Genomic DNA, 19,129 nt, shown 5'->3' with positions numbered 1-19,129 from the left:
TTGACTTCGCTCAAAGCGGGGGCGGAACCTCCCCGTTACGATGATCTCATTCATCAAACAAGGAGGCTTACCTCATGGCTCAGTTTTTTACCAGTGATCAAGGCATTGTTTTTATGTCAGTTTTCACCATCGTTTTCATCCTTGGTTTTCTTGGCTACCTGTTTTGGAAATTCATGAAACTTTCCAACCACAAGCCACAACCCGGTGAAAAAGCTTGGTAAAACTTTACGCGCTTGCCAGCCAGTCACGCGGACGCAGGAAATCGGTGTAGAGCTTAGCTTCTGCACTACCTGCTTCGGGTTGCCAGTCGTAACGCCATTTCACCAAGGGCGGTAATGACATCAAAATGGATTCGGTGCGTCCCCCGGATTGCAGCCCGAACAAGGTTCCCCGGTCGTACACCAGATTGAATTCGACGTAACGTCCCCGGCGGTACAGTTGGAAATCGCGCTGAGTTTCGGTAAACGCCAAGGTTTTACGACGATTTACAATCGGGCGATAGGCTTGGATGTAGTGGTCGCCGACGCTGCGCATGAACGCGAAAGTTTTTTCAAAGCCCCATTCGTTCAGGTCGTCGAAGAATAAACCGCCGATACCGCGCGGTTCGTTGCGGTGTTTGATAAAAAAGTAATCGTCACACCATTGCTTGTAACGCGGGTAAACCTCTTCCCCAAACGGTTGGCACGCGGCTTGTGCCTTTTGATGCCACTCGGTGCAGTCTTCTTCAAAGCCGTAATACGGGGTCAAGTCAAAACCACCACCAAACCACCACACAGGTGCTTCACCGGGTTTTTCCGCGACGAAAAAACGCACATTCGCATGGGAAGTCGGAATCAAAGGATTATGTGGGTGAATTACCAACGACACGCCCATGGCTTGGAAGCTACGCCCCGCTAATTCCGGGCGTTGCGCAGTAGCAGAAGGCGGCAAGGTATCCCCAAACACGTGGGAAAAATTGACCCCACCTTGCTCAAATACCGCACCATTGCTAATCACGCGACTGCGCCCACCGCCGCCACCGGGACGTTCCCACGCATCTTCTACAAAATTTGCACCACCGTCTTCGGCTGCCAATTCCTCACAAATGCGGTCTTGTAACGCCAATAAATACTGTTTAACGGCGGCAATATCCACTTGCGACATCATGCGTTGCCCCTTAGCTGCATAAAAGTCGCCTATTGTAACGGCAAATCGCAGCTAACCCTAGTAGGGTTTTTCACCGACCCAATTTCCCGGTGGATTGTAATTACACACCCACAACTGCCCCTGATCGGGACACACGGTCATCGCGCAACCCACTTCGGTGGTGCTGCGCCACGCCATTTGGGTGTAGTGCCCGCATTGTGCTCCGGCACGGCAGGTATTGCGGGCATAGTCGTAATCGCTGCGTTCATCCGCCCAATCCTGCGCGACTTTGGCAGGAGCTATGCGCTGCACTTCAATACGCCCATCTGACCAGCGTAACGGGCTGCCCCAATAGAGGTTTTCCCCAACATCCAGACGATTGGCGTGCGCGTGAGAACGGTGCTGCATGGTGCAACGGTTATTCGCGGCTAAATGTTCCGCCCATTGTTGCGCATAGGCTGCCATTGTTCCCGACCAGCGTAACGGCGGTACACCGACCGCTGCTCGCACTTGGTTGTGGGTGGCTAACATGCCTTGCATCGCAGCGGGTTCGGTATCCGCTAACGGCGGTGGTACATCACCCAGCGATAGCGGCGCACTCACCACGCACGCGCTGCACAATAAAACGCTGCCTAATAACGGCAATCGACGCATAACACACCTCCACAATTAACGGATGTAAGGGTTATTGCGGCGTTCCGTGCCTATATCGGTGTTGGAACCGTGTCCCGGTACAACGGTCACATGATCACCAAGTGTCCACAATTGGGTTTTAATCGCAGTCATCAATTGCTGATGATTTCCGCCGGGAAAATCGGTGCGCCCCACAGAACCTTGAAACAACACATCACCGGCAAATACCACGGCGGTTTCACGTTGAAAAAATACCACATGCCCCGGCGTATGACCGGGTGTGTGTAAAACTTCCAGCGTGATTTCACCGACTTGCAAGGTGTCCCCATGCTGTAACCAGCGAGTCGGCACAAACGCATCGGAATGCGTCAAGCCGAAACGTTGCGCCTGCACTGGCAAGGCATCCAGCCAATATTTATCGGCTTCGTGAGGGCCACTGACCGGAATCGCGTAATGTGCCACCAGTGCCAGCGTGCCGCCCACATGATCCAAATGCCCGTGGGTTAAAAACACCCCAATTGGAGTCAAGCCGCGCTGTTCCACGGCAGCAATCAACGCTTCCACGTCGCCACCGGGATCAACAAAGGCACAGGTTTTGGTGGCTTCGCACCAGATAATACTGCAATTTTGCGCAAAGGCAGTGACAGGAAGGCTGATGTATTGCATAAACGTCATCTTAGTGAACTAAACAGGACGATTATACGGTGGAATGGTACTTAGTGGTTGCCTTTCTGGCATTGGGCGGGGTCGTGGGATTTCTTGCGGGCTTGCTGGGTATTGGCGGCGGCGGGGTCATGGTTCCGGTGTTAACCGCCTTATTCGTGGGGCAGGCGTTCCCGACGGAACAGGTGGTGCATCTGGCGTTAGGCACGTCAATGGCTGCGATTGTGCCGACCGCGCTGTCGAGTTTATGGGCGCACCATTGTAAAGGCGCGGTATTGTGGAACGTGGTGCAGCGGATTACACCGGGCATTCTGTTGGGTACGTTTGCGGGAACATTTTTAGCGAGCTATTTATCAACCAACAGTCTGGCGATCTTTTTCGCGTGTTTCATGGCGTATGTCGCCTTGCAAATGTGGCTGGGTATCAAGCCAACGCCGCATCGTGATGTACCGGGCATGGTGGGTTTATCCGCAACTGGTGCGGGTATTGGGGGAATTTCCGCGCTGGTAGCGATTGGCGGCGGTACGCTTTCTGTGCCGTTTTTGATGTGGTGCAACGTCAATATCCGCCAAGCGATTGCGACTTCTTCCGCGATTGGCTTTCCGATTGCGCTGGCGGGAACCGTAGGTTACGTGCTGAATGGCTGGCAGGTTGCGGGTTTACCGCCGTATACGCTGGGCTTTGTGTATTGGCCTGCGGTGGTGCTGATTGCGATGGTCAGTTTTTTCACCACCAGTTTGGGCGCAAACCTTGCGCACAGTTTGCCAGTTGCGGCGTTAAAGAAAGTGTTTGCGGTATTGCTGGTGTTGCTCAGTGCGAAAATGTTGCACTCGGTGTTTGCGTAAGCGGGTGCAGTTGTCGGGGGTGATGCAGGTAGAGACGCAAGATTTTGCGTCTCTACGGTTGGATGCAATATGCTGGTTAAGCTTTGCGACTCATGGCTTCGACGCTCGCAAAGGCAGCCATGTTCACAATCCCACGCACCGTGGTGCTTTCGGTGAGGATATGCGCGGGGTATTTTGTACCCACCAACATTGGTCCCACCGGTAAACCATCCGCCAGCGTTTTGGTCATATTGTACGCAATATTCGCCGAGTTCAGATCGGGGCAAACCAGCAAATTGGCTTCACCCTCAAACGCGCAACCTTTGAACATGCGGTCACGGATGTCTTGCGATAACGCCGCATCCGCGTGCATTTCACCTTCCACCAGCAAATCCGGGTGTTTTTCGCGCAAGATTTCCAGCGTGCGGCGCATTTTGGCGGAATGCACATTCATGCGGCTGCCGAAGTTAGAATGCGACAGCAACGCGGCTTTGGGTTCCATCCCAAAACCTGCCACCAATTCCGCCGCGAGCGCGGTGTTATCCGCAAGCTGTTCAGCGGTTGGGTCATCGCCAACGTGGGTATCGGTGAGGAAATACGTGCCTTGCTTCAAAATCAGCATGGTGACAGCCGCCACATCCGTCAAACCGGGACGCGCCCCAATCAAGTCACGCACGTAATGCAGATGCGAAATGAAATTACCTTCTACCCCGCAAATCATTGCGTCAGCATCGCCACAACGTACCATCACTGCCGCAATTTGCGTGGTACGTGCTGTCATCACCCGGCGGCTGTAAGTTGGCGTTACACCTTTGCGGCACATCACTGCGTAATGCTCTTCCACATGACGTTCGTAGTCGGGGTTATTGCGCGGGTCAACCACGGTAATGTTTTCACCGATTTTCAAGCGTAAATCGTAGGCTTCGATATTGCGCTGAATCAGTTCAGGGTTGCCGAGCAGGATCGGTTTGCAAATGCCATCATCCACCAATTGTTGCGCCGCATTGATAACACGTTGCGATTCGCCTTCCGCAAACACAATGCGCTGCGGGTTGCGTTTGGCTTTTTCAAACACGGGCTTCATGGCCATGCCGGAGCGGAACACGAAACTTTCCAGTTGACGTTCATACGCCTCGAAATCAGCAATCGGGCGCGTCGCCACGCCAGTTTCCATCGCTGCTCTGGCGACACGCGGCGGAATGATGGTCATCAAACGCGGGTCGAACGGCTTGGGAATCAGGTAGTCGCGCCCGAAGTGGAATTCCGCGCCGCCGTAAGCAGACACCACCGCATCAGAGGCTTCGCGCATCGCCAGATCGCCAATCGCTTCGACCACCGCAATTTTCATCGCTTCGTTGATTTCGGTTGCGCCCACATCCAACGCTCCCCGGAACAGGAACGGGAAGCACAGCACGTTGTTCACTTGGTTAGGGTAATCGCTGCGTCCGGTCGCCACAATCGCGTCGGAACGCACTTCGTAAATCAGTTCGGGGCGGATTTCTGGCTCAGGGTTGGCGAGCGCGAGGATCAGGGGATTTTCCGCCATTACCTTGACGTGATGCTGTTTCAACACACGCGGCGCGGATAAACCGAGGAAAACGTCCACGCCGTCCATCACATCATCCAACGTGCGTGCGTCGGTGTCGATGGCGTAAGCCGCATTGTACGGGTTCATTTCTTCGACCCGGCCTTTGTAGATAATGCCGAAGCGGTCGTTAACGACGATATTCTCTTTCTTTAAACCCATTTCCACCAGCAAGTTCATGCAGGCAATCGCTGCCGCACCCGCACCGGAACACACCAGTTTCACGTCTTCGATGTTCTTGCCCGCGACGCGCAAACCGTTACGGATTGCCGCTGCTACGCAAATCGCCGTGCCGTGCTGGTCGTCGTGGAACACCGGAATTTTCATCATGGCTTTAAGGCGTTTTTCCACCTCAAAACATTCCGGGGCTTTAATATCTTCGAGGTTAATGCCGCCGAATGTGGGTTCGAGCAGGCTGATGGCATCCACCAAACGGTCTACGTCGAGCGTGTCCATTTCAATGTCGAAGGCATTCACGCCCGCGAATTTCTTGAACAATACCGCTTTGCCTTCCATGACGGGTTTGGAGGCGAGTGCGCCGATCGAACCCAAGCCCAGCACCGCCGTGCCGTTGGAAATGACCGCCACCAGATTGCCCCGGCTGGTGTAATCCGCCGCACACGCGGGGTCAGCCGCAATCGCCAAGCTTGCTGCCGCCACGCCGGGGGAATACGCCAGTGCCAAATCGCGCTGGTTCGCCATGTTTTTGGTGGGGGTGACTTCGAGTTTGCCCGGTTGCGGGAAGCGGTGGTAGTCGAGTGCGGCTTGGTCTAATTCGTCTTTCATAGCGGTATGTCGTCCTAAAGCTGTTATCGAAACGTAGCGGAGTTCTGCCGATTGAGCGATTGCCTGATGACGTGATACCGCCGTTGGTCTGATATTACCTGAGTTTTGTGCGATGCGGAAAATGTTTGTGCAAGCACCTCAATCCTGTGCTACTCCTTTTTACGCTGATGACCAAACAGGCGTTCGTAACCCCAGTCACGCATCGCCAGCAGCACCGTAGAACCTTTACGCTCCCCAATCGGCAAGCACGCATCATCCTTACTCAGCGTGTCGAAATCTTTGGCTAACTGCGCCATTTTGCGCTGGAATAAGGCATTACTGGCATCGCTCAACATGCCGTTTAGCACAACCAGCTTTTCGCTTTCCTTGGTGAAGGTGGTGCGGAAATACTCACTTTCGATTTTGGCGCGGAACAGTTGCATGATTGGCCCGTCATCGCGCCATTTAAAATTGGGTGCTACCAGTAATTTGATACGATTACCTGCCTGCAATTCGATAATGTGCAGGCGGTCAAGATGGGCAAGGTAACGAATCACTTGTGGCTCGTTGAACTGGTAGTGGCGGGTAATATCCGGCAAGCTCCAGCGGTTTAGCACGCACACTGTTACCAGTAATAAATTAAGGTCGTCGGCAATTTCCTTTTCCTGCGCGTGAGTGATTTCACTGATTGGCTGGGCGTGTTCGGCGTGCATTTCCCGCACCAGGTCGGTGATTTCCATACCCAGCAGGGCGCAAATAGCATCTAAGCGTTGCAACGACAAATTTTGTTCGGCAAACAAGCGTTTCACGCTGGCTTCCGATAATTGCAGGCAAGCGGCTACGTCCACATAGGTTTTATTGTGACGCTTGAGCAGCTTTTTCAGGGTGTGGATCAGTTCGGTGGTTTGTGGCATGGTACTTCAGATGTAATTGTTATTGCTGAAGTACCAGATTGTAATACTTTTATGGTGTTTTCACACCCGCAACCGCGCCAAAACGCCCGCCGTCCGCTGTTGATTTTGCTGCTTTTCCGTCGGCTTTATTGCCCCTTACTCGGTGTATTCTTTAAGGATTTTGTTGGTTTTGGCTTCGTTGATACGGTTCAGTAAACGTTGTGCTTCGTAGTCATCACGCAGCGTTTTCGACAGCATAATGGTGGAACTGACCAGAAACAGGGCGTTTAACGCCAGATAGCCTTTGGTCAATAGATTGCCTTCCAGAAAGAAAATGAAAGCCGCCATTGCCGCCAGTGAAATCCCGAAAGTCAGTTTGACGAAAAATGTCCAGCTACTGGTATTGGGCAGGGTAAGTGTGTCGTTCATGGTGTGTTCCTCTGTTTGCGTGTGTTGGGTTGGTGTTGCTCTGAGAGGAAGATTAGGGGAGGGTGGCATAAGCTGCAACGTTAGTGGGAGAGGTTGAAGTTGGTGGGGCTTTAGGTATCGAAATACGATACTTTTCGCGGTGATCTGCCTGCGCGAAACCGATGTGCGGCTCGTGTGTGTGCAATAGGCGGGCCACGTTCGCTGTACATGGTTTTGCGGTATAATATTGTTTTAATTTTGTGAAACAGTGAATAATTCAAGGGGTTATATGATCATTTCCAGCGTAGAAAAACTTATTGATGGAAAACTGCCTGGGCAAGTGCAGTTCAACGTTACTATCCGTGAAGCCTGCAAACGCATGTGTGAACTGAATGTTGGAGCACTGGTGGTTTTTGATCAGCAGCAACTGGTAGGCATTTTAAGTGAGCGGGACATTATCCGCCGCTGTCTGGGTGTCGATCTCCCTGTGGACGAGACCGCTGTTGCGATGGTCATGACCAAAACCCCCATCACCATTGACGCTGGCAGCAGTCTGGCAAACGCGCTGGAAGTCATGCAAACGGGCGGTTTCCACCATCTCCCGGTGACAAAAGACGGTCAGCTTATCGGCTTGCTGGAGCTGGATGACATCCCAGAGGAATACCATTTGCTGCTGGAACAATTCAAGGAATTGCGGGCAAGGTAGGCAATGTTGGGGACTCGCTACCCTGTGAAACAACTATCGTAATCTAGGTTACGATAACGTGGGTTACTATAAATGCTAGCCGTTACAACCAGAATGAGATTGATGTGGTCGCGGTCAACGATTTGGACAGGCAAGTGCTGGTCGGGGAGGTAAAAATGAATCCTGAGCGTATCCGCATTCCGGCATTGCAACACAAGGCGGCGAGCTGGAACAGGCGTTTGCGTATCAGGGGTTTAGTTTGGAGGCGATTGATCAGTATGTTGGGCAGCAAGATTAATACGGTTATGACTTACTTTGTGTCGGAAGTAGGCGGATTTATCCCTTACTTTGCGACGAAAACTGGCAAAAATACCCCTTACTTTGTGCTAAAATCACCTCAAAGTATCCCTTACTTTGAGGTGAAGCATGTTCAAACGTCTGTTATTAAAAGATTTGAATCACTGGCTACACAGGCCCAATCGCAAGCCGCTAATCCTGCGAGGTGCTAGGCAGGTCGGCAAAACCACACTTGTTTCCCTGTTTGCCGAACAATTTGATCAATTCATTTCCTTGAACTTGGAGCGACAAGAAGACAAGGCACTGTTTGAACAGAACTACACGATTCAGGAACTGGTTGAAGCGATCTTCTTTCTTCACAGCAAAGACCGCCAACAACCCAATACCCTGCTATTCATCGACGAAATCCAAAACTCATCAGCGGCAGTCGCCATGTTGCGGTATTTTCACGAGAACTACCCCACGTTGCCTGTTATTGCGGCTGGTTCGCTGCTGGAAAGCTTGCTGGATCGGCACATCAGCTTTCCGGTTGGTCGTGTGGAATATTTGCGCGTCCATCCGCTGACGTTTGAAGAATTCCTCATTGCGCTTGGCGAAGAACCAGCCGCCGCCATGCTCAACCAGATTCCCTTACCGATTGTTGCCCATGACAAGTTGCTGAAACTGTTTCACCGTTACGCACTGATTGGCGGGATGCCGGAAATCGTCCAGCAGTATGCAGCTACCCACGACCTAGCCCAACTTCGCCCGATTTACGACAACCTGATTACCGCCTATCTGGATGATGTCGAGAAATATTCGCCGCGTGACTCGCAAACCCCAGTAATCCGTCATGTTATCCAAACGGCTTTTCGGGAAGCGGGCAATCGCATTACGCTGGCGGGCTTTGGGCAATCTCATTACGGCTCGAAAGACGTAGGTGAAGCTTTACAGGTGCTGGAAAAAGCCTTGCTGTTACACCGCTGTTATCCTGTGACTGACACACGCTTGCCACTTGTCCCTAACCTGAAAAAATCCCCCAAGCTGCAATTGCTGGATAGTGGACTCGTCAACTATTTTTCTGGCTTGCAGGCTGACATTTTCGGCAGCAAAGACTTGAACAGCATCTACGGTGGGCGAATTATCGAACATCTGGTTGGGCAGGAATTATTGGCAAGCCAGTCTTCGCTGTTATTCCAGTTGCACTTTTGGGTGCGCGAGAAAAATCAGTCCAATGCCGAAGTGGATTTTGTGGTGGCGTATGGCAACAAAGTGATCCCGATTGAAGTGAAATCGGGCGCAACGGGCAGGCTGCGTTCGCTGCATCAGTTTATGGATCAGGCGGAGCATGGTTTTGCAGTGCGTTTGTATGCAGGGAAGCTGGAGGTGGAGGATGCGGTTACGGTGGAGGGAAAGGCGTTTAAGTTGCTGAACTTGCCTTATTATTTAGGGGGAAAGGTTGAGGGGTATTTGGAGTGGTTTGTTTAAAGCAATTTAGACTAGCGACAGTTGGTTTTTAAATACTGACTAGATGCGTAAGTATCAAGTTTTTGCATTCTTTTAATAGCTTCAAAGGTTAGTTTAAACCCCGGAACACCACATGACTGCATTTCAATCAATCCTCTAACCTCCAAGAGAATCATTGCTTGAAATACTGCACCATAACAATATCCATCATAATTGATTATTTCATAAGCTTTATCTAAAGTAATAAAATAATCATTCCACAAGTTACCTTTCTTAAAGGCTTGCCATAATACCTGATTCTCCCATTCAGTTAAATCAACCCTATTCAAAACCCCTTCTAAAATTTGCGAGTCATTATTTTTTGACATATTTCTAAGATTAGTTGCAAGCTTCGGGTAATATCCGGAAAATCTCCTATCAAAAAGAGATTCATTGAGATTTGCCAGATCAGCAGTAGATAGTCTGTCATTTATTTCTTTTAACATCACTTTAATTTTATCTTCTTGATTCCAAAAAACTCTCTCTTTTGACCTCAAAATTCCTCTAAATGACTCAGTATTCAAGTCAACCTCTTCTGCATCAAAAATGAAAGGGATTAGCAAGTTTTCTGTACTATCAGTGCTCTGAGGATTATGAGCAACACTTCCGGCTTCTGATGGAATCCATGAACTTGCATCAGCAAGATTTTCAGATGTAATGCAAAATATTCCAGCATTAGCTTTTCTCAACTCTGCTGTTACTCTATTAATAGACTCAACACCTGGAGGAATATCTCTTTCAGACATAAAAGTCTTCACACTTGGTTTAAAAAATAATTCAAGCCAAGTAGCTAATATTTTTGCAACATTTTTACTTACTGGCTTGGACCAGCTAATAAAGATTTTGAAATTTTCTTGTTCCATAAAAAACCCAAAAATCAGGAAAAGAAAATTATAATCACAGTCAAAATAACTCCACCAAATGCAATCATCAAGTGCAGTGCCATCCAAAGATAATACAATTTAATTTTCTTAATAACAGGAAATCTTTGGTAATGACTTATGTTAGCTTCAGATTTTAGGGCTTCTAGCTTGGTGTCAGGATTTAGTTCATCTATTTTTTTTCTCCAAGAAGTCAAACGGCTAATGTGAAACTGATGTCTTTCATAAAGCTTTGCACTAACAATAGCGCCATACAATCCCAAAATAATTAAAAGAATTGATAAAAATAAAACATTGTTATTCAAGCCTTTTTGAGCTATAAAACCAATAATGGCAGCGACTATAACCAAAATAATATTTGTCATAATTGAGCGCTGATCTTCTGCTTGTTTAGCTTCAATCCATTGCTGCTCAACAAATTTCAGTAAAACATCCGTAGAATCCGCCATCTAAAGCCTCACTCATGATAGTTACCGTAATCAAAAATATTACTTCATCACCGAGATGAAAATAAATTTCATAAATCGGAATTATCGCATCAAAAATTTATGTTGTAAAAATATTTCCTCTACATATAAAGCATACTTGTCAAATCACCTCAAACGGATTGATCAGTTCAAGCCCGCACTGTTCAAAATCTTTGGTATTACGGGTAGCAACCGCAAAGTGATGCGCACTGACAATTCCCGCAATCTGTCCATCTGCCATGCTCATGGGCAAGCCAATAGTTCTCCGGTGGCTCATGATGTCTGCGTAGTGGCTTGCCGCTTCCGCTGTGAAATCGAGAATACGCCCTTCAAACGCTCGCCCAATATACGCTTCAAATTGTGCGCTGAGGCGGCGTTTACGTTCACCATCCGGCATGACACCCAAGCCGTAGCGGATTTCGGCAAGGGTAATCGTGGTCACAAACAGGTTCGGGGTATCTTGCTGATCCAGCCATGTGAGTACAGTGGGCGAAGGCTGTGGGCGCATCACTTCGGAAATGATATTGGTGTCTAACACGATCATCAGTCAAAACTCACGGGTGCATAGACTTCACGAGTTGGCAGGTTCAGTTCCACACCGTAGCGTTCTCCAAAGAACTGCTGCGCTAACCGACCCAAACGTTCGGGAGGCATCACCGCCAACCGCAAAATACGCCGCACTTCTTCTTCCATCGACACCTGATGCTGGGCAGCACGGATGCGCAAGCGTTGCAGCGTTTCATCTTCCAGTTTACGAATGCTTAAACTAGCCATAGTACTCTCCTATTCCTATTATGCTTTCATATGAAAGCATTGTAGTCAGTTGCCTTCAATCGGGCAAGAATACTAAAACCTCGATCAATCTGGAATCCAATTCCATATTAGCCAAATCATTGTTTATAAACCTAAAAATTCAACGTAAACACATCCCCCAACACCCCATCCTCCCCACGCTTACGCCCTTGCGCCGCATTGTCATACACCACCAACAACGCGGTTGCGTCATCACCCTGTGTAAACAAACACAACCCTTCCGCGTGGTCATCACCGTAACCATGCGGAATTTCCGCCACCACCTCAAGCACATCGCGGGGAATCAGGCTTTCCCCATCCGGTTTTGCCCCGCCCTGCCAACGGTAAACCCGTACCGGGCCATCCAGACTCATGGTAGGCCCCGCCAAAATCAGCAAATCCTCACCTTGCACGCACAAATCGCGGATTCCCAAACCATCCAGTTGCAGGAAATGTTTACGGTAGGGGCGATCCTCCTCGCCGATACGCGCCAGCTTCAGCACGGTGGGATCATCGTCATCTTCCACACACTCGATTTCCAGCAACACCGCCCAGCCGCGCAATACTGGCCCGCGCAAACCGAGGAATAAGCGTGTACCAATCACCGCCAAACCTTCCACATCGAAGCCGTTGTCTTTGCCGGGGATTTGCAGGAAAGGCTTGATATGCGGGTCATCGCGTAACGCTTCCATCAATGCATTGCCATCAATATGTAACGGTAAATGCGCTCCCGGTGCTTGCAATACCGGCAGGCCATCAACGTGCGTCAAGGGAATACGTGCAATCAAATAGCGGTTGGGGTCGGGTACGATAGCCCCTAAACGCTCAATGCCTTTGCTGGCTAATTTGCCCGTTTTGGGCTTGCTGCGCTTGAGACTGTGCGAACCCACGACCCACAAAAAGCCATCGTGATAGGCCAAGCCTTCCACATCGACTTCGTTGTCTTCGGCATCCGCTGCTATCGGTAATTGCAAATAATCGTGCAACGCAAAGCGTGTGTGCGCGGCGTATAGCGGCTGATTGTCTGTGTTTACACCTTGATGCAGCAAACGCTCCAGATGGATGCTTTCATCATTGGCAACCCACAAACTGTCACCGATTTGCACCACAGCGGATAAGGCATCGCGGCACTCATATGCGGGGGCTGCAAACTGCAATAACACGGTATTCACTGGGCTATTTTCAATCATTACCACTTAAACGCCACCAACATAGCCATCACAAACATCACAAGGTAAACCCACGGTAAGGCCATTAAATAATGCACCCATTGGTAAGCATCCAGCGAATACGCCCACCACGCCCCAATCCCGGAAATGGCAAACGCAACAGGAACCAGCATCGCTGAGACTAACAACGCACCGCTCCACGAAATCTGCATATTGGCAATGCTAATGACGCTACCCATTGCTAAAAATGCACCCACGAGCACACCGAGTACGCTGACTACCGTGTTAATCCACAAACTCATAGACGACATACACACCTCCACATTCAGGGAATTCCTGCGCAAACTGTAGCACGCGCCTTACCGCAACGCAGTAACCGCAGGCAGATTCCGCGTATCCCTATCAAAAGGCATATATAGGGGGCTGTCAGGTTTGGTTAGAATGCAGGGGGATTGCGCAATCACAGATTCAATGAGGAGAACGACGAATGTCAAAGAAACACCCGGTTATTGCAGTAACAGGTTCCTCCGGTGCGGGAACAACGTTTGTTAAACGTGCGTTTGAGCACATTTTCTTCCGCGAGAAAATCACCGCCGCCGTGGTCGAGGGCGACAGTTTTCACAGCGTTACTCGTACTGAATTCAAGCAACGTGCCGCAGTTGAAGCAGATTTCAGTCACTTTGGCCCACAAGCCAACGATTTCCATGCGTTAGAAGCATTATTCAAAAGCTACGGCGAAACCGGCAGCGGTAAAAAGCGTTATTACCTCCACAATGACGCGGAAGCCGTACATCACCAACAGCGTTTAGCTGCGCTGGGCGTAGCTTGTGCATCCGGTTCGGGTGAATTTACCCCGTGGGAAGATACCGAAGCCAACACCGACATCCTGTTCTATGAAGGTTTGCATGGTTTGGTAAAAGACGCTACTGACGACAAAAAATACGGCGGTTACGACGTAGCCAAGTACGTGGATTTGGGTATCGGCGTTGTGCCTAGCGTTAACTTGGAGTGGATCCAAAAGATTTCACGTGACCATGCGGAACGCGGCTATTCACCGGAAGCAACCGTCGACACCATTATGCGTCGGATGCCGGACTACATTAACCACATTACCCCGCAATTCTCACGCACGCACATCAACTTCCAGCGCGTGCCGACCGTGGATACGTCTAACCCGTTTATCGCGCGTGACATTCCAACGGCTGATGAGAGCTTCGTGATTATCCGTTTCGCTGATCCGAAAGCGTTTAATGTGGACTTCCCGTTCCTGTTGTCGATGATCCATGACTCCTTCATGTCACGTCGCAACAGTATCGTGGTTCCCGGTGGTAAAATGGTATTGGCGATGGAATTAATCCTGAACCCTATCATTCACGACATGATCGAACGCCGTAACAACGCGTAAGTTCTGCTGGTCGGGGCAGTGTCTTTGCTGCCCCTGCTTAAAACAAACCTTTAAGCTTTTGCTTTAGCTCATCTTCAACTTTCTGCTTCAATTGCTCTTCCACGCTGGGTGCATTCGGGTCAGTCGTACTGCTGCCAGTGCCTAAATGCTGCTGCACTTTGTCTTGCAAACGCTGTTCCAGTTTGGCTTTTTCATCAGTCAGGCGTTGTTCCAACTTGGCTTTCTCTGCGTCGGCTTTGGCTTTGAGCGCGTCCAGTTGCTTTTGTTTTTCCGCTTCCAGTTTTTCGGTTAACTTGGCTTTTTCCTTGTCGAGTTCACGCTGTGCTAACGCTTTCAATAAAATATCCAGCTCCAAAGCGTAACTGAGATTGCTCCACGCCCCGTGTACTCGCAACGGTGCGAATAAACCTTCAGGCTGATCCGCTTTGGGTTTTTCACTGATGCGTAATTTCACATCCAGCGATTCATTCACCACATTGACATCACCGCTGCCTTTGATCTGAAAGTGCGGAGCCAGCAACACGTTTTCATCGGTGTGAAAAACACCGCGCTGCACCTGCCATTGACCGCCCAAGGTGGTGAATGCCACTTCTTTTGCCCCCGCCTCGTTGGTACGTTCTTTTTCAAACAGTTTCACTACCTGCTGGGTTTTTTGCGCAAGGTTGGAATCGCGGATTGTGCCGTCTTTCAATGCCACATCCAGCGTACCGTTGAGATTTTGCTTAAACGCGCGCGCGTCCCCGGCAACAGAACTGAGATTGGCGGTCAAATTCAGTGCGCCGGTAATGGTTTTATCGTTATTCAGGGCAAAAAACAGCTCTTCGGTACGCAATCCGCTGGTTTTATGGGTCATCTGTAAGCTGACAGGCGTTTGCTGGGTATAGAGCTTAATCGTTCCCTGATACGCACCTTTGAACAAGGTTCCCTGCGGAGCCAAGGTCAACACGCCGTTCGCCATTTGCACTCCCAAGGTGGCTTTTTGCAACTGAAACGGCGGGTAATTCAGGGTATCGGCCTTGAATTCACCCTCCATCGCTAACGCTGCCAACGGGTCACGTAGCAGCAATTTACCGTTTAATTGTTGCCCCATCAGGGTTAACTGGGTTTGAAACAGCTCCAGCTTGCCTTTGCCTGTACCCCAATTGAGATTAACCTCACCTTGGCCTTGCTGCCGCAACTGACCACCGGGAATGCCGTCACCTTGTAATTGCGTGGTGAGCTTTAAGCCACCCACCGTCAATTGCTGTTGTGCCAATTGCAAACGGGTACTGCCACTGGCTTGTATATCGGCGGTTTGCAGCGGTGCTTGACCACCTTGGGTTTTGGCGTGCGCTTGCATTGCATCGAGTTTGATTAATTGACTCGCCATGTCCCAATGCATATCGGCGGTAAGATTCGAGTCTACTTGCCCCGCTTGCGGATGATTCAATCCAGCCTGCAAGTGCAGCCCGGCGATACTGAGTGTTTCCTGCGCAAGATTAGCCTGTAACCGCCCGCTGAGTTGCACCTTGCCTTGTGGCAATTGCACCTGCGCTTGCAGATCGGGCATAAAATACTGCTGCGCGGCGGTTTCACCCCGTAATGTACCTTTGACATCGGCTTGCAGCTTGCCCTGCGCTTTACTGCTCAAGTCGACGTGCGCCACTAACCCGTTGAATGCGAGAGCTTTAGTTTGCAAATTGCCGTCAACCGCCGCACTGAGATTCAGCCCCAATGTGTCCCCTTGTGCGGGTTTATGTCGCAATTGCGCTTGTAATTGCAGCGCGGTGAGGCTGAAATCCTGCTGATTTTCCGCCAGTTGTGCGGTGGTTGTGCCTTCCAGCGTCGCATCCAGTAACGGAGTGTTTTGCTGAAGGTGTGTTGCAAAGCGAATCGCCACAGGCTTGCCGGGGCGTAATGCGCCTGTTTGTAAATTCAGCGGCGCGAGACTTAAGGTTTGCCCGCTTTGCGCATCATGCCACTGGATAGTGGAATCGTTAACGCTAATGCCCGCCACCATGAAATTGCCCAACAACCGCGCAATCACCTGACCCACCGGATCATCCGATTGCTGCGCATTACCCGGCAATAAATCCGCCCAGTTGGTATTGCCTGCTTTATTACGCTGTAAGTGCAACGTCATGCCTTGCAACGTCACCTCATTTACCCGTAATTGCTGTTGCAACAAGGGCAACACTTGCACCGATACGCGCGCTTGTTCGGCTTTTGCAAAGGCTTCCCCGCTGAATCCGGCAGCATTGCCCAGACTCACCTGCTGCAAGCGCAATGCTAAATTGGGGTAAAGCGACAACTGAATATCACCGTTAATGCTCAATTCACGCCCGGTTTTAGCCTTGACCAACGCTGCTAAGTCTGGCTTGTAGCGGTTCGCATCAAAGGTGAGAACAAAAACGGCAATAGCGGCGACCAGCACCAATACCAAGAAAAACAACGCTTTTAACGGGCGAAACACTGACATAAATAACTCCGTTTTGCCTTTAATCCCGCAATTTCACCGAATGCACGTGGACGTGTCCCGGCGGATGTTTAATCATTAACGAGTGCGCACAATGCGGGCAACGGGTTTGAGTTTGCAGCCGGTTTTCCTGCTTCACTTCCTCAAACACCAAACGCGCTTCCGCACGACTGATCCCAATGTGGATGCGGACTTTTTCCAGATAACGTAAACCGCCAAAATCCAAGAAACCGTTTTCCATCGCGCGAACCATTTCCAGTCGGAAACTTTCACGGCGGCGTTTTAACTCATTGATAATGCCTGACGCTAAAATAGCCGCAGGCAAGGCCGCAATCGCAATACCCAGAATAATAATGATCCCGCTAAACAGCTTACCCGCTTGCGTAATCGGGGTCACATCACCGTAACCAACGGTTGCCACGCTTACCGTCGACCACCACAAGGCACGCGGAATACTGCCAAATGCTTCCGGCTGCACATGCCCTTCCAGCCAATACATACCGGTTGCTGCTAACATAATCAGGGTGCATAAAATCAATAATGCAGAAATCAGCGTGTCCGCTTCCTGCCTGATAACAGTCAATAATAATGCCAACGAACGTGAGTAGCGCGTCAGTTTTAACAAACGTAATAAACGTAAACTGCGCAACACCCGCCAATCCGATACCCCAAAAAAGAAGCTGAGGTAAAAGGGCAGAATGGCTAATAAATCAATCAACGCCATAGGCGAATAAACATACCGCCAACGCCCGCGTAGTGAATGCTGTAAAGCTTTATCGCTGGATTCCACACAAACCCACAAGCGCAAGCCGTATTCCAAGGTAAACACCGCTACCGAGAAGATTTCAAAACCATCGAAATAGAGCTGATATGCCTCATACAGTTGATGCTCAGATTCCACCACTACCGCGACGACATTCAGCAACACCAATAACATTAAACTGCGATTGAGCCATTTAACCCAAGCCGCGCCTTTTTGTTGCTCTAGTGCTTGATACCATAACCGGCGGATAAGCTAACTCCCACGTTTACCAAGACTGTTTAAACTGATCAATCAGGCGACGTTGGCGTTTATCCGGTTTATGCACTTTGATATTAACCCCGTGTAAACGCCGTTCTTCAATCACCGCTTCGCGTTGTTGCTGATGATGCGCGGATTCGCTGTACAACAACCGCGCCTCTGATGCCGGGCGACGGTATTCATTGAGAGCCTCCACGGTAACAATCCAAGTTTCAAAGCCTTTGGTAAGGCGAATTTTGTCACCCGGACGCACATTCCGCCCCGGCTTTACCCGCTCATCATTCACATGAACATGCCCGCCGTTAATCGCCTCCACTGCCAGTGGGCGCGTTTTAAAAAACCGTGCTGCCCACAACCATTTGTCGATGCGTTGGCTTACATTTTGCGCTTCAACGGCCATGAAACGACCCGATCTTCCCAATCTTCTTCATTAACTTGTGAGGCATAGGTAAAACGCCCCACTACCGATTGCTTCATGCGATGAATACTCGCCTTGTCGCCCGACACCAGATGATGCCAAGACGGTAAATTTTTACCCTCGTACAATAAGCGGTACGCGCAACTCGGTGGCATCCAGTAAAGCTCTTCGAGATTATCCGGGGTCAAGTGCAAACATTCAGGCACTAAAGTTTCACGATTTGCGTAATCCTTGCACTGACAGGTCGTGCCATCGAGCAAATCACACGCCACATCAGTGTAATAAACCGTGCTGTCTTCCTCGTCTTCGAGTTTAATCAAACAACATTTGGCGCAATGGTCACACAGGCTTTCCCATTCCGCTTCGTTCATTTCTGCCAACGGTTTTTGCTGCCACCAAGGTAATTTGCGAGTATCAGTCATTTTTTGGCTTTGCCTCCAGCAATTCCTGTTTCAACGCAGCAAAACCTGCGATAGGCACGTAATACAACACTTCGCTGCCCTTCGCATTTAACGCGATTGCCAAGCCTTTATCGGCGTAAAACCAATATTCCACATTCACATCATTGGAGGGTAAACGCTCTGTCGGAGTCCCAAAACGTTGCGTGATAATCTCCGCATCGTAACTAATCGCCGGAATGTACACCAATTTACGGATCAAGAGCGCGTTGACCACCGCCATATCTTCCTCAGCCACGGTGTGTTTCCAATAACCACTCGCCATGCCTTCGCGCTTGGTGGCATTGGTTTGTAGGGCGGTTAATGTCGCATCATCTACCTGCAATTCCGCCAGCAATTTTGCGTCAAACAAGCCCAGACGTTGCGTACCAAAATACGCTTCCAAACGTCGCTGCCCACCTTCGTGCGCAAACACCGCCATTTCGGGGAAGCTGCGTACCTGTGACATCAAATCTTTGAGTGTGGATTTACCCAGCTCCACCTGAAATACCTGCGGATTGCCAGCAGGCGACAGGGTAATTTGCCAAGGTAAATTTTCAATCGGCGGGGCGGAAGATGGCTCACACCCGGTCAAACCAAGGGCAAGTGCCAAGCAACAAGCGGTCATTATCTGTTTCATACACGAATCAAGTCATAGCAATAATGCCCCATGATAACGCAATCGGGGCAGGCAGGTTCCACGTTATTTGCACAATCCGCG

Annotated in this window: 22 protein-coding genes; 5 read left to right on the top strand and 17 right to left on the bottom strand. The window is 50.1% G+C overall.

From position 1 onward, the window contains the following. Positions 1-74 precede the first annotated feature (74 nt). Positions 75-221, top strand: a complete 147-nt coding sequence (locus J9260_RS16125; protein WP_210218736.1) for a hypothetical protein — start codon at positions 75-77, stop codon at positions 219-221. A gap of 4 nt (positions 222-225) precedes the next feature. On the opposite strand, the gene hemF is transcribed toward J9260_RS16125, so the two are convergent. The 3 genes from hemF to J9260_RS16110 are packed head-to-tail and all read right to left on the bottom strand — an operon-like array spanning position 226 to position 2,424. After that, positions 226-1,143, bottom strand: coding sequence for an oxygen-dependent coproporphyrinogen oxidase (hemF, locus tag J9260_RS16120; protein WP_246499789.1), 918 nt, complete (start codon positions 1,141-1,143; stop codon positions 226-228). Positions 1,144-1,203: 60 nt separating this feature from the next. Then, positions 1,204-1,779, bottom strand: coding sequence for a CAP domain-containing protein (locus tag J9260_RS16115; RefSeq protein ID WP_210218734.1), 576 nt, complete (start codon positions 1,777-1,779; stop codon positions 1,204-1,206). Between the two features lie 15 nt (positions 1,780-1,794). After that, positions 1,795-2,424, bottom strand: coding sequence for an MBL fold metallo-hydrolase (locus tag J9260_RS16110; protein ID WP_210218733.1), 630 nt, complete (start codon positions 2,422-2,424; stop codon positions 1,795-1,797). Between the two features lie 38 nt (positions 2,425-2,462). Here J9260_RS16110 and J9260_RS16105 point away from each other — a divergent pair, with 38 nt between their 5' ends. Next, the gene (locus J9260_RS16105; RefSeq protein WP_246499489.1) at positions 2,463-3,266 is read left to right on the top strand and encodes a sulfite exporter TauE/SafE family protein; all 804 of its coding nucleotides are present in this window, start codon (positions 2,463-2,465) and stop codon (positions 3,264-3,266) included. A gap of 76 nt (positions 3,267-3,342) precedes the next feature. Here J9260_RS16105 and J9260_RS16100 read toward each other — a convergent pair whose 3' ends face one another. From J9260_RS16100 to J9260_RS16090, 3 genes are all read right to left on the bottom strand, one after another. After that, a complete protein-coding gene (locus J9260_RS16100) occupies positions 3,343-5,616 on the bottom strand; it encodes an NADP-dependent malic enzyme (RefSeq protein WP_210218732.1) in 2,274 nt (757 codons plus the stop codon). A 149-nt stretch (positions 5,617-5,765) separates the two neighbouring features. Continuing rightward, entirely contained in the window at positions 5,766-6,509 is a 744-nt protein-coding gene (locus tag J9260_RS16095; RefSeq protein WP_210218731.1) for a helix-turn-helix domain-containing protein, read from the bottom strand. Positions 6,510-6,644: 135 nt separating this feature from the next. Beyond that, the gene (locus tag J9260_RS16090) at positions 6,645-6,917 is read right to left on the bottom strand and encodes a YiaA/YiaB family inner membrane protein (RefSeq protein ID WP_210218730.1); all 273 of its coding nucleotides are present in this window, start codon (positions 6,915-6,917) and stop codon (positions 6,645-6,647) included. A gap of 268 nt (positions 6,918-7,185) precedes the next feature. Here J9260_RS16090 and J9260_RS16085 point away from each other — a divergent pair, with 268 nt between their 5' ends. Next, positions 7,186-7,602, top strand: coding sequence for a CBS domain-containing protein (locus tag J9260_RS16085; RefSeq protein WP_210218729.1), 417 nt, complete (start codon positions 7,186-7,188; stop codon positions 7,600-7,602). 405 nt (positions 7,603-8,007) lie between these two features. Beyond that, positions 8,008-9,345, top strand: coding sequence for an ATP-binding protein (locus tag J9260_RS16080; protein ID WP_210218728.1), 1,338 nt, complete (start codon positions 8,008-8,010; stop codon positions 9,343-9,345). 11 nt (positions 9,346-9,356) lie between these two features. Here J9260_RS16080 and J9260_RS16075 read toward each other — a convergent pair whose 3' ends face one another. From J9260_RS16075 to J9260_RS16050, 6 genes are all read right to left on the bottom strand, one after another. Further along, entirely contained in the window at positions 9,357-10,226 is an 870-nt protein-coding gene (locus J9260_RS16075) for a toll/interleukin-1 receptor domain-containing protein (RefSeq protein WP_210218727.1), read from the bottom strand. 14 nt (positions 10,227-10,240) lie between these two features. Then, on the bottom strand, positions 10,241-10,693 hold the full coding sequence (locus J9260_RS16070; protein WP_210218726.1) for a hypothetical protein: 453 nt from the start codon (positions 10,691-10,693) through the stop codon (positions 10,241-10,243). Positions 10,694-10,832: 139 nt separating this feature from the next. Then, positions 10,833-11,255, bottom strand: a complete 423-nt coding sequence (locus tag J9260_RS16065) for a type II toxin-antitoxin system VapC family toxin (protein WP_210218725.1) — start codon at positions 11,253-11,255, stop codon at positions 10,833-10,835. Next, positions 11,255-11,485, bottom strand: a complete 231-nt coding sequence (locus tag J9260_RS16060; RefSeq protein WP_210218724.1) for a FitA-like ribbon-helix-helix domain-containing protein — start codon at positions 11,483-11,485, stop codon at positions 11,255-11,257. The genes J9260_RS16065 and J9260_RS16060 overlap by 1 nt, the downstream gene beginning before the upstream one ends. Positions 11,486-11,616: 131 nt before the next feature. Then, positions 11,617-12,693 carry a DUF3616 domain-containing protein gene (locus J9260_RS16055; protein ID WP_210218723.1) on the bottom strand — a complete coding sequence of 359 codons (1,077 nt, stop codon included), beginning with the start codon at positions 12,691-12,693 and terminating at the stop codon, positions 11,617-11,619. After that, positions 12,693-12,983 carry a hypothetical protein gene (locus tag J9260_RS16050; RefSeq protein ID WP_210218722.1) on the bottom strand — a complete coding sequence of 97 codons (291 nt, stop codon included), beginning with the start codon at positions 12,981-12,983 and terminating at the stop codon, positions 12,693-12,695. The genes J9260_RS16055 and J9260_RS16050 overlap by 1 nt, the downstream gene beginning before the upstream one ends. Positions 12,984-13,159: 176 nt before the next feature. On the opposite strand from J9260_RS16050, the gene J9260_RS16045 reads away from it, so the two are divergent. Next, the gene (locus J9260_RS16045) at positions 13,160-14,077 is read left to right on the top strand and encodes a phosphoribulokinase (RefSeq protein WP_210218721.1); all 918 of its coding nucleotides are present in this window, start codon (positions 13,160-13,162) and stop codon (positions 14,075-14,077) included. A gap of 37 nt (positions 14,078-14,114) precedes the next feature. Here the strand turns inward: J9260_RS16045 and J9260_RS16040 are convergent, their stop codons facing one another. The 5 genes from J9260_RS16040 to J9260_RS16020 are packed head-to-tail and all read right to left on the bottom strand — an operon-like array spanning position 14,115 to position 19,048. After that, on the bottom strand, positions 14,115-16,535 hold the full coding sequence (locus J9260_RS16040; RefSeq protein WP_210218720.1) for an AsmA family protein: 2,421 nt from the start codon (positions 16,533-16,535) through the stop codon (positions 14,115-14,117). Between the two features lie 19 nt (positions 16,536-16,554). Further along, a complete protein-coding gene (locus tag J9260_RS16035; RefSeq protein ID WP_281419480.1) occupies positions 16,555-17,544 on the bottom strand; it encodes a potassium channel family protein in 990 nt (329 codons plus the stop codon). A 16-nt stretch (positions 17,545-17,560) separates the two neighbouring features. Further along, positions 17,561-17,953 (bottom strand): RNA-binding S4 domain-containing protein, encoded by a 393-nt coding sequence (locus J9260_RS16030; RefSeq protein ID WP_210218718.1) that lies wholly within the window; start codon positions 17,951-17,953, stop codon positions 17,561-17,563. After that, a complete protein-coding gene (locus tag J9260_RS16025; RefSeq protein ID WP_210218717.1) occupies positions 17,929-18,393 on the bottom strand; it encodes a YcgN family cysteine cluster protein in 465 nt (154 codons plus the stop codon). The genes J9260_RS16030 and J9260_RS16025 overlap by 25 nt, the downstream gene beginning before the upstream one ends. Beyond that, positions 18,386-19,048 (bottom strand): hypothetical protein, encoded by a 663-nt coding sequence (locus J9260_RS16020; RefSeq protein WP_210218716.1) that lies wholly within the window; start codon positions 19,046-19,048, stop codon positions 18,386-18,388. Before J9260_RS16020 ends, J9260_RS16025 begins: the two co-directional genes overlap by 8 nt. Positions 19,049-19,129: the final 81 nt, after the last annotated feature.

The sequence above is a fragment of the Thiothrix unzii genome, from assembly GCF_017901175.1.
Lineage (GTDB): Bacteria > Pseudomonadota > Gammaproteobacteria > Thiotrichales > Thiotrichaceae > Thiothrix > Thiothrix unzii.
The sequence above is the reverse complement of the archived record's forward strand: the minus strand, read 5'-3'. Positions and strand labels throughout refer to the sequence as shown.

Coding starts and splice junctions, on each gene's coding strand:
- J9260_RS16095 (WP_210218731.1), bottom strand. CDS start 6,509: ATGCCACAAACCACCGAACTGATCCACACCCTGAAAAAGCTGCTCAAG.
- J9260_RS16060 (WP_210218724.1), bottom strand. CDS start 11,485: ATGGCTAGTTTAAGCATTCGTAAACTGGAAGATGAAACGCTGCAACGC.
- J9260_RS16045 (WP_210218721.1), top strand. CDS start 13,160: ATGTCAAAGAAACACCCGGTTATTGCAGTAACAGGTTCCTCCGGTGCG.
- J9260_RS16050 (WP_210218722.1), bottom strand. CDS start 12,983: ATGTCGTCTATGAGTTTGTGGATTAACACGGTAGTCAGCGTACTCGGT.
- J9260_RS16065 (WP_210218725.1), bottom strand. CDS start 11,255: ATGATCGTGTTAGACACCAATATCATTTCCGAAGTGATGCGCCCACAG.
- J9260_RS16020 (WP_210218716.1), bottom strand. CDS start 19,048: ATGAAACAGATAATGACCGCTTGTTGCTTGGCACTTGCCCTTGGTTTG.
- J9260_RS16030 (WP_210218718.1), bottom strand. CDS start 17,953: ATGGCCGTTGAAGCGCAAAATGTAAGCCAACGCATCGACAAATGGTTG.
- J9260_RS16125 (WP_210218736.1), top strand. CDS start 75: ATGGCTCAGTTTTTTACCAGTGATCAAGGCATTGTTTTTATGTCAGTT.
- J9260_RS16115 (WP_210218734.1), bottom strand. CDS start 1,779: ATGCGTCGATTGCCGTTATTAGGCAGCGTTTTATTGTGCAGCGCGTGC.
- J9260_RS16025 (WP_210218717.1), bottom strand. CDS start 18,393: ATGACTGATACTCGCAAATTACCTTGGTGGCAGCAAAAACCGTTGGCA.
- J9260_RS16075 (WP_210218727.1), bottom strand. CDS start 10,226: ATGGAACAAGAAAATTTCAAAATCTTTATTAGCTGGTCCAAGCCAGTA.
- J9260_RS16070 (WP_210218726.1), bottom strand. CDS start 10,693: ATGGCGGATTCTACGGATGTTTTACTGAAATTTGTTGAGCAGCAATGG.
- J9260_RS16080 (WP_210218728.1), top strand. CDS start 8,008: ATGTTCAAACGTCTGTTATTAAAAGATTTGAATCACTGGCTACACAGG.
- J9260_RS16110 (WP_210218733.1), bottom strand. CDS start 2,424: ATGCAATACATCAGCCTTCCTGTCACTGCCTTTGCGCAAAATTGCAGT.
- J9260_RS16100 (WP_210218732.1), bottom strand. CDS start 5,616: ATGAAAGACGAATTAGACCAAGCCGCACTCGACTACCACCGCTTCCCG.
- J9260_RS16055 (WP_210218723.1), bottom strand. CDS start 12,693: ATGATTGAAAATAGCCCAGTGAATACCGTGTTATTGCAGTTTGCAGCC.
- J9260_RS16085 (WP_210218729.1), top strand. CDS start 7,186: ATGATCATTTCCAGCGTAGAAAAACTTATTGATGGAAAACTGCCTGGG.
- hemF (WP_246499789.1), bottom strand. CDS start 1,143: ATGTCGCAAGTGGATATTGCCGCCGTTAAACAGTATTTATTGGCGTTA.
- J9260_RS16040 (WP_210218720.1), bottom strand. CDS start 16,535: ATGTCAGTGTTTCGCCCGTTAAAAGCGTTGTTTTTCTTGGTATTGGTG.
- J9260_RS16090 (WP_210218730.1), bottom strand. CDS start 6,917: ATGAACGACACACTTACCCTGCCCAATACCAGTAGCTGGACATTTTTC.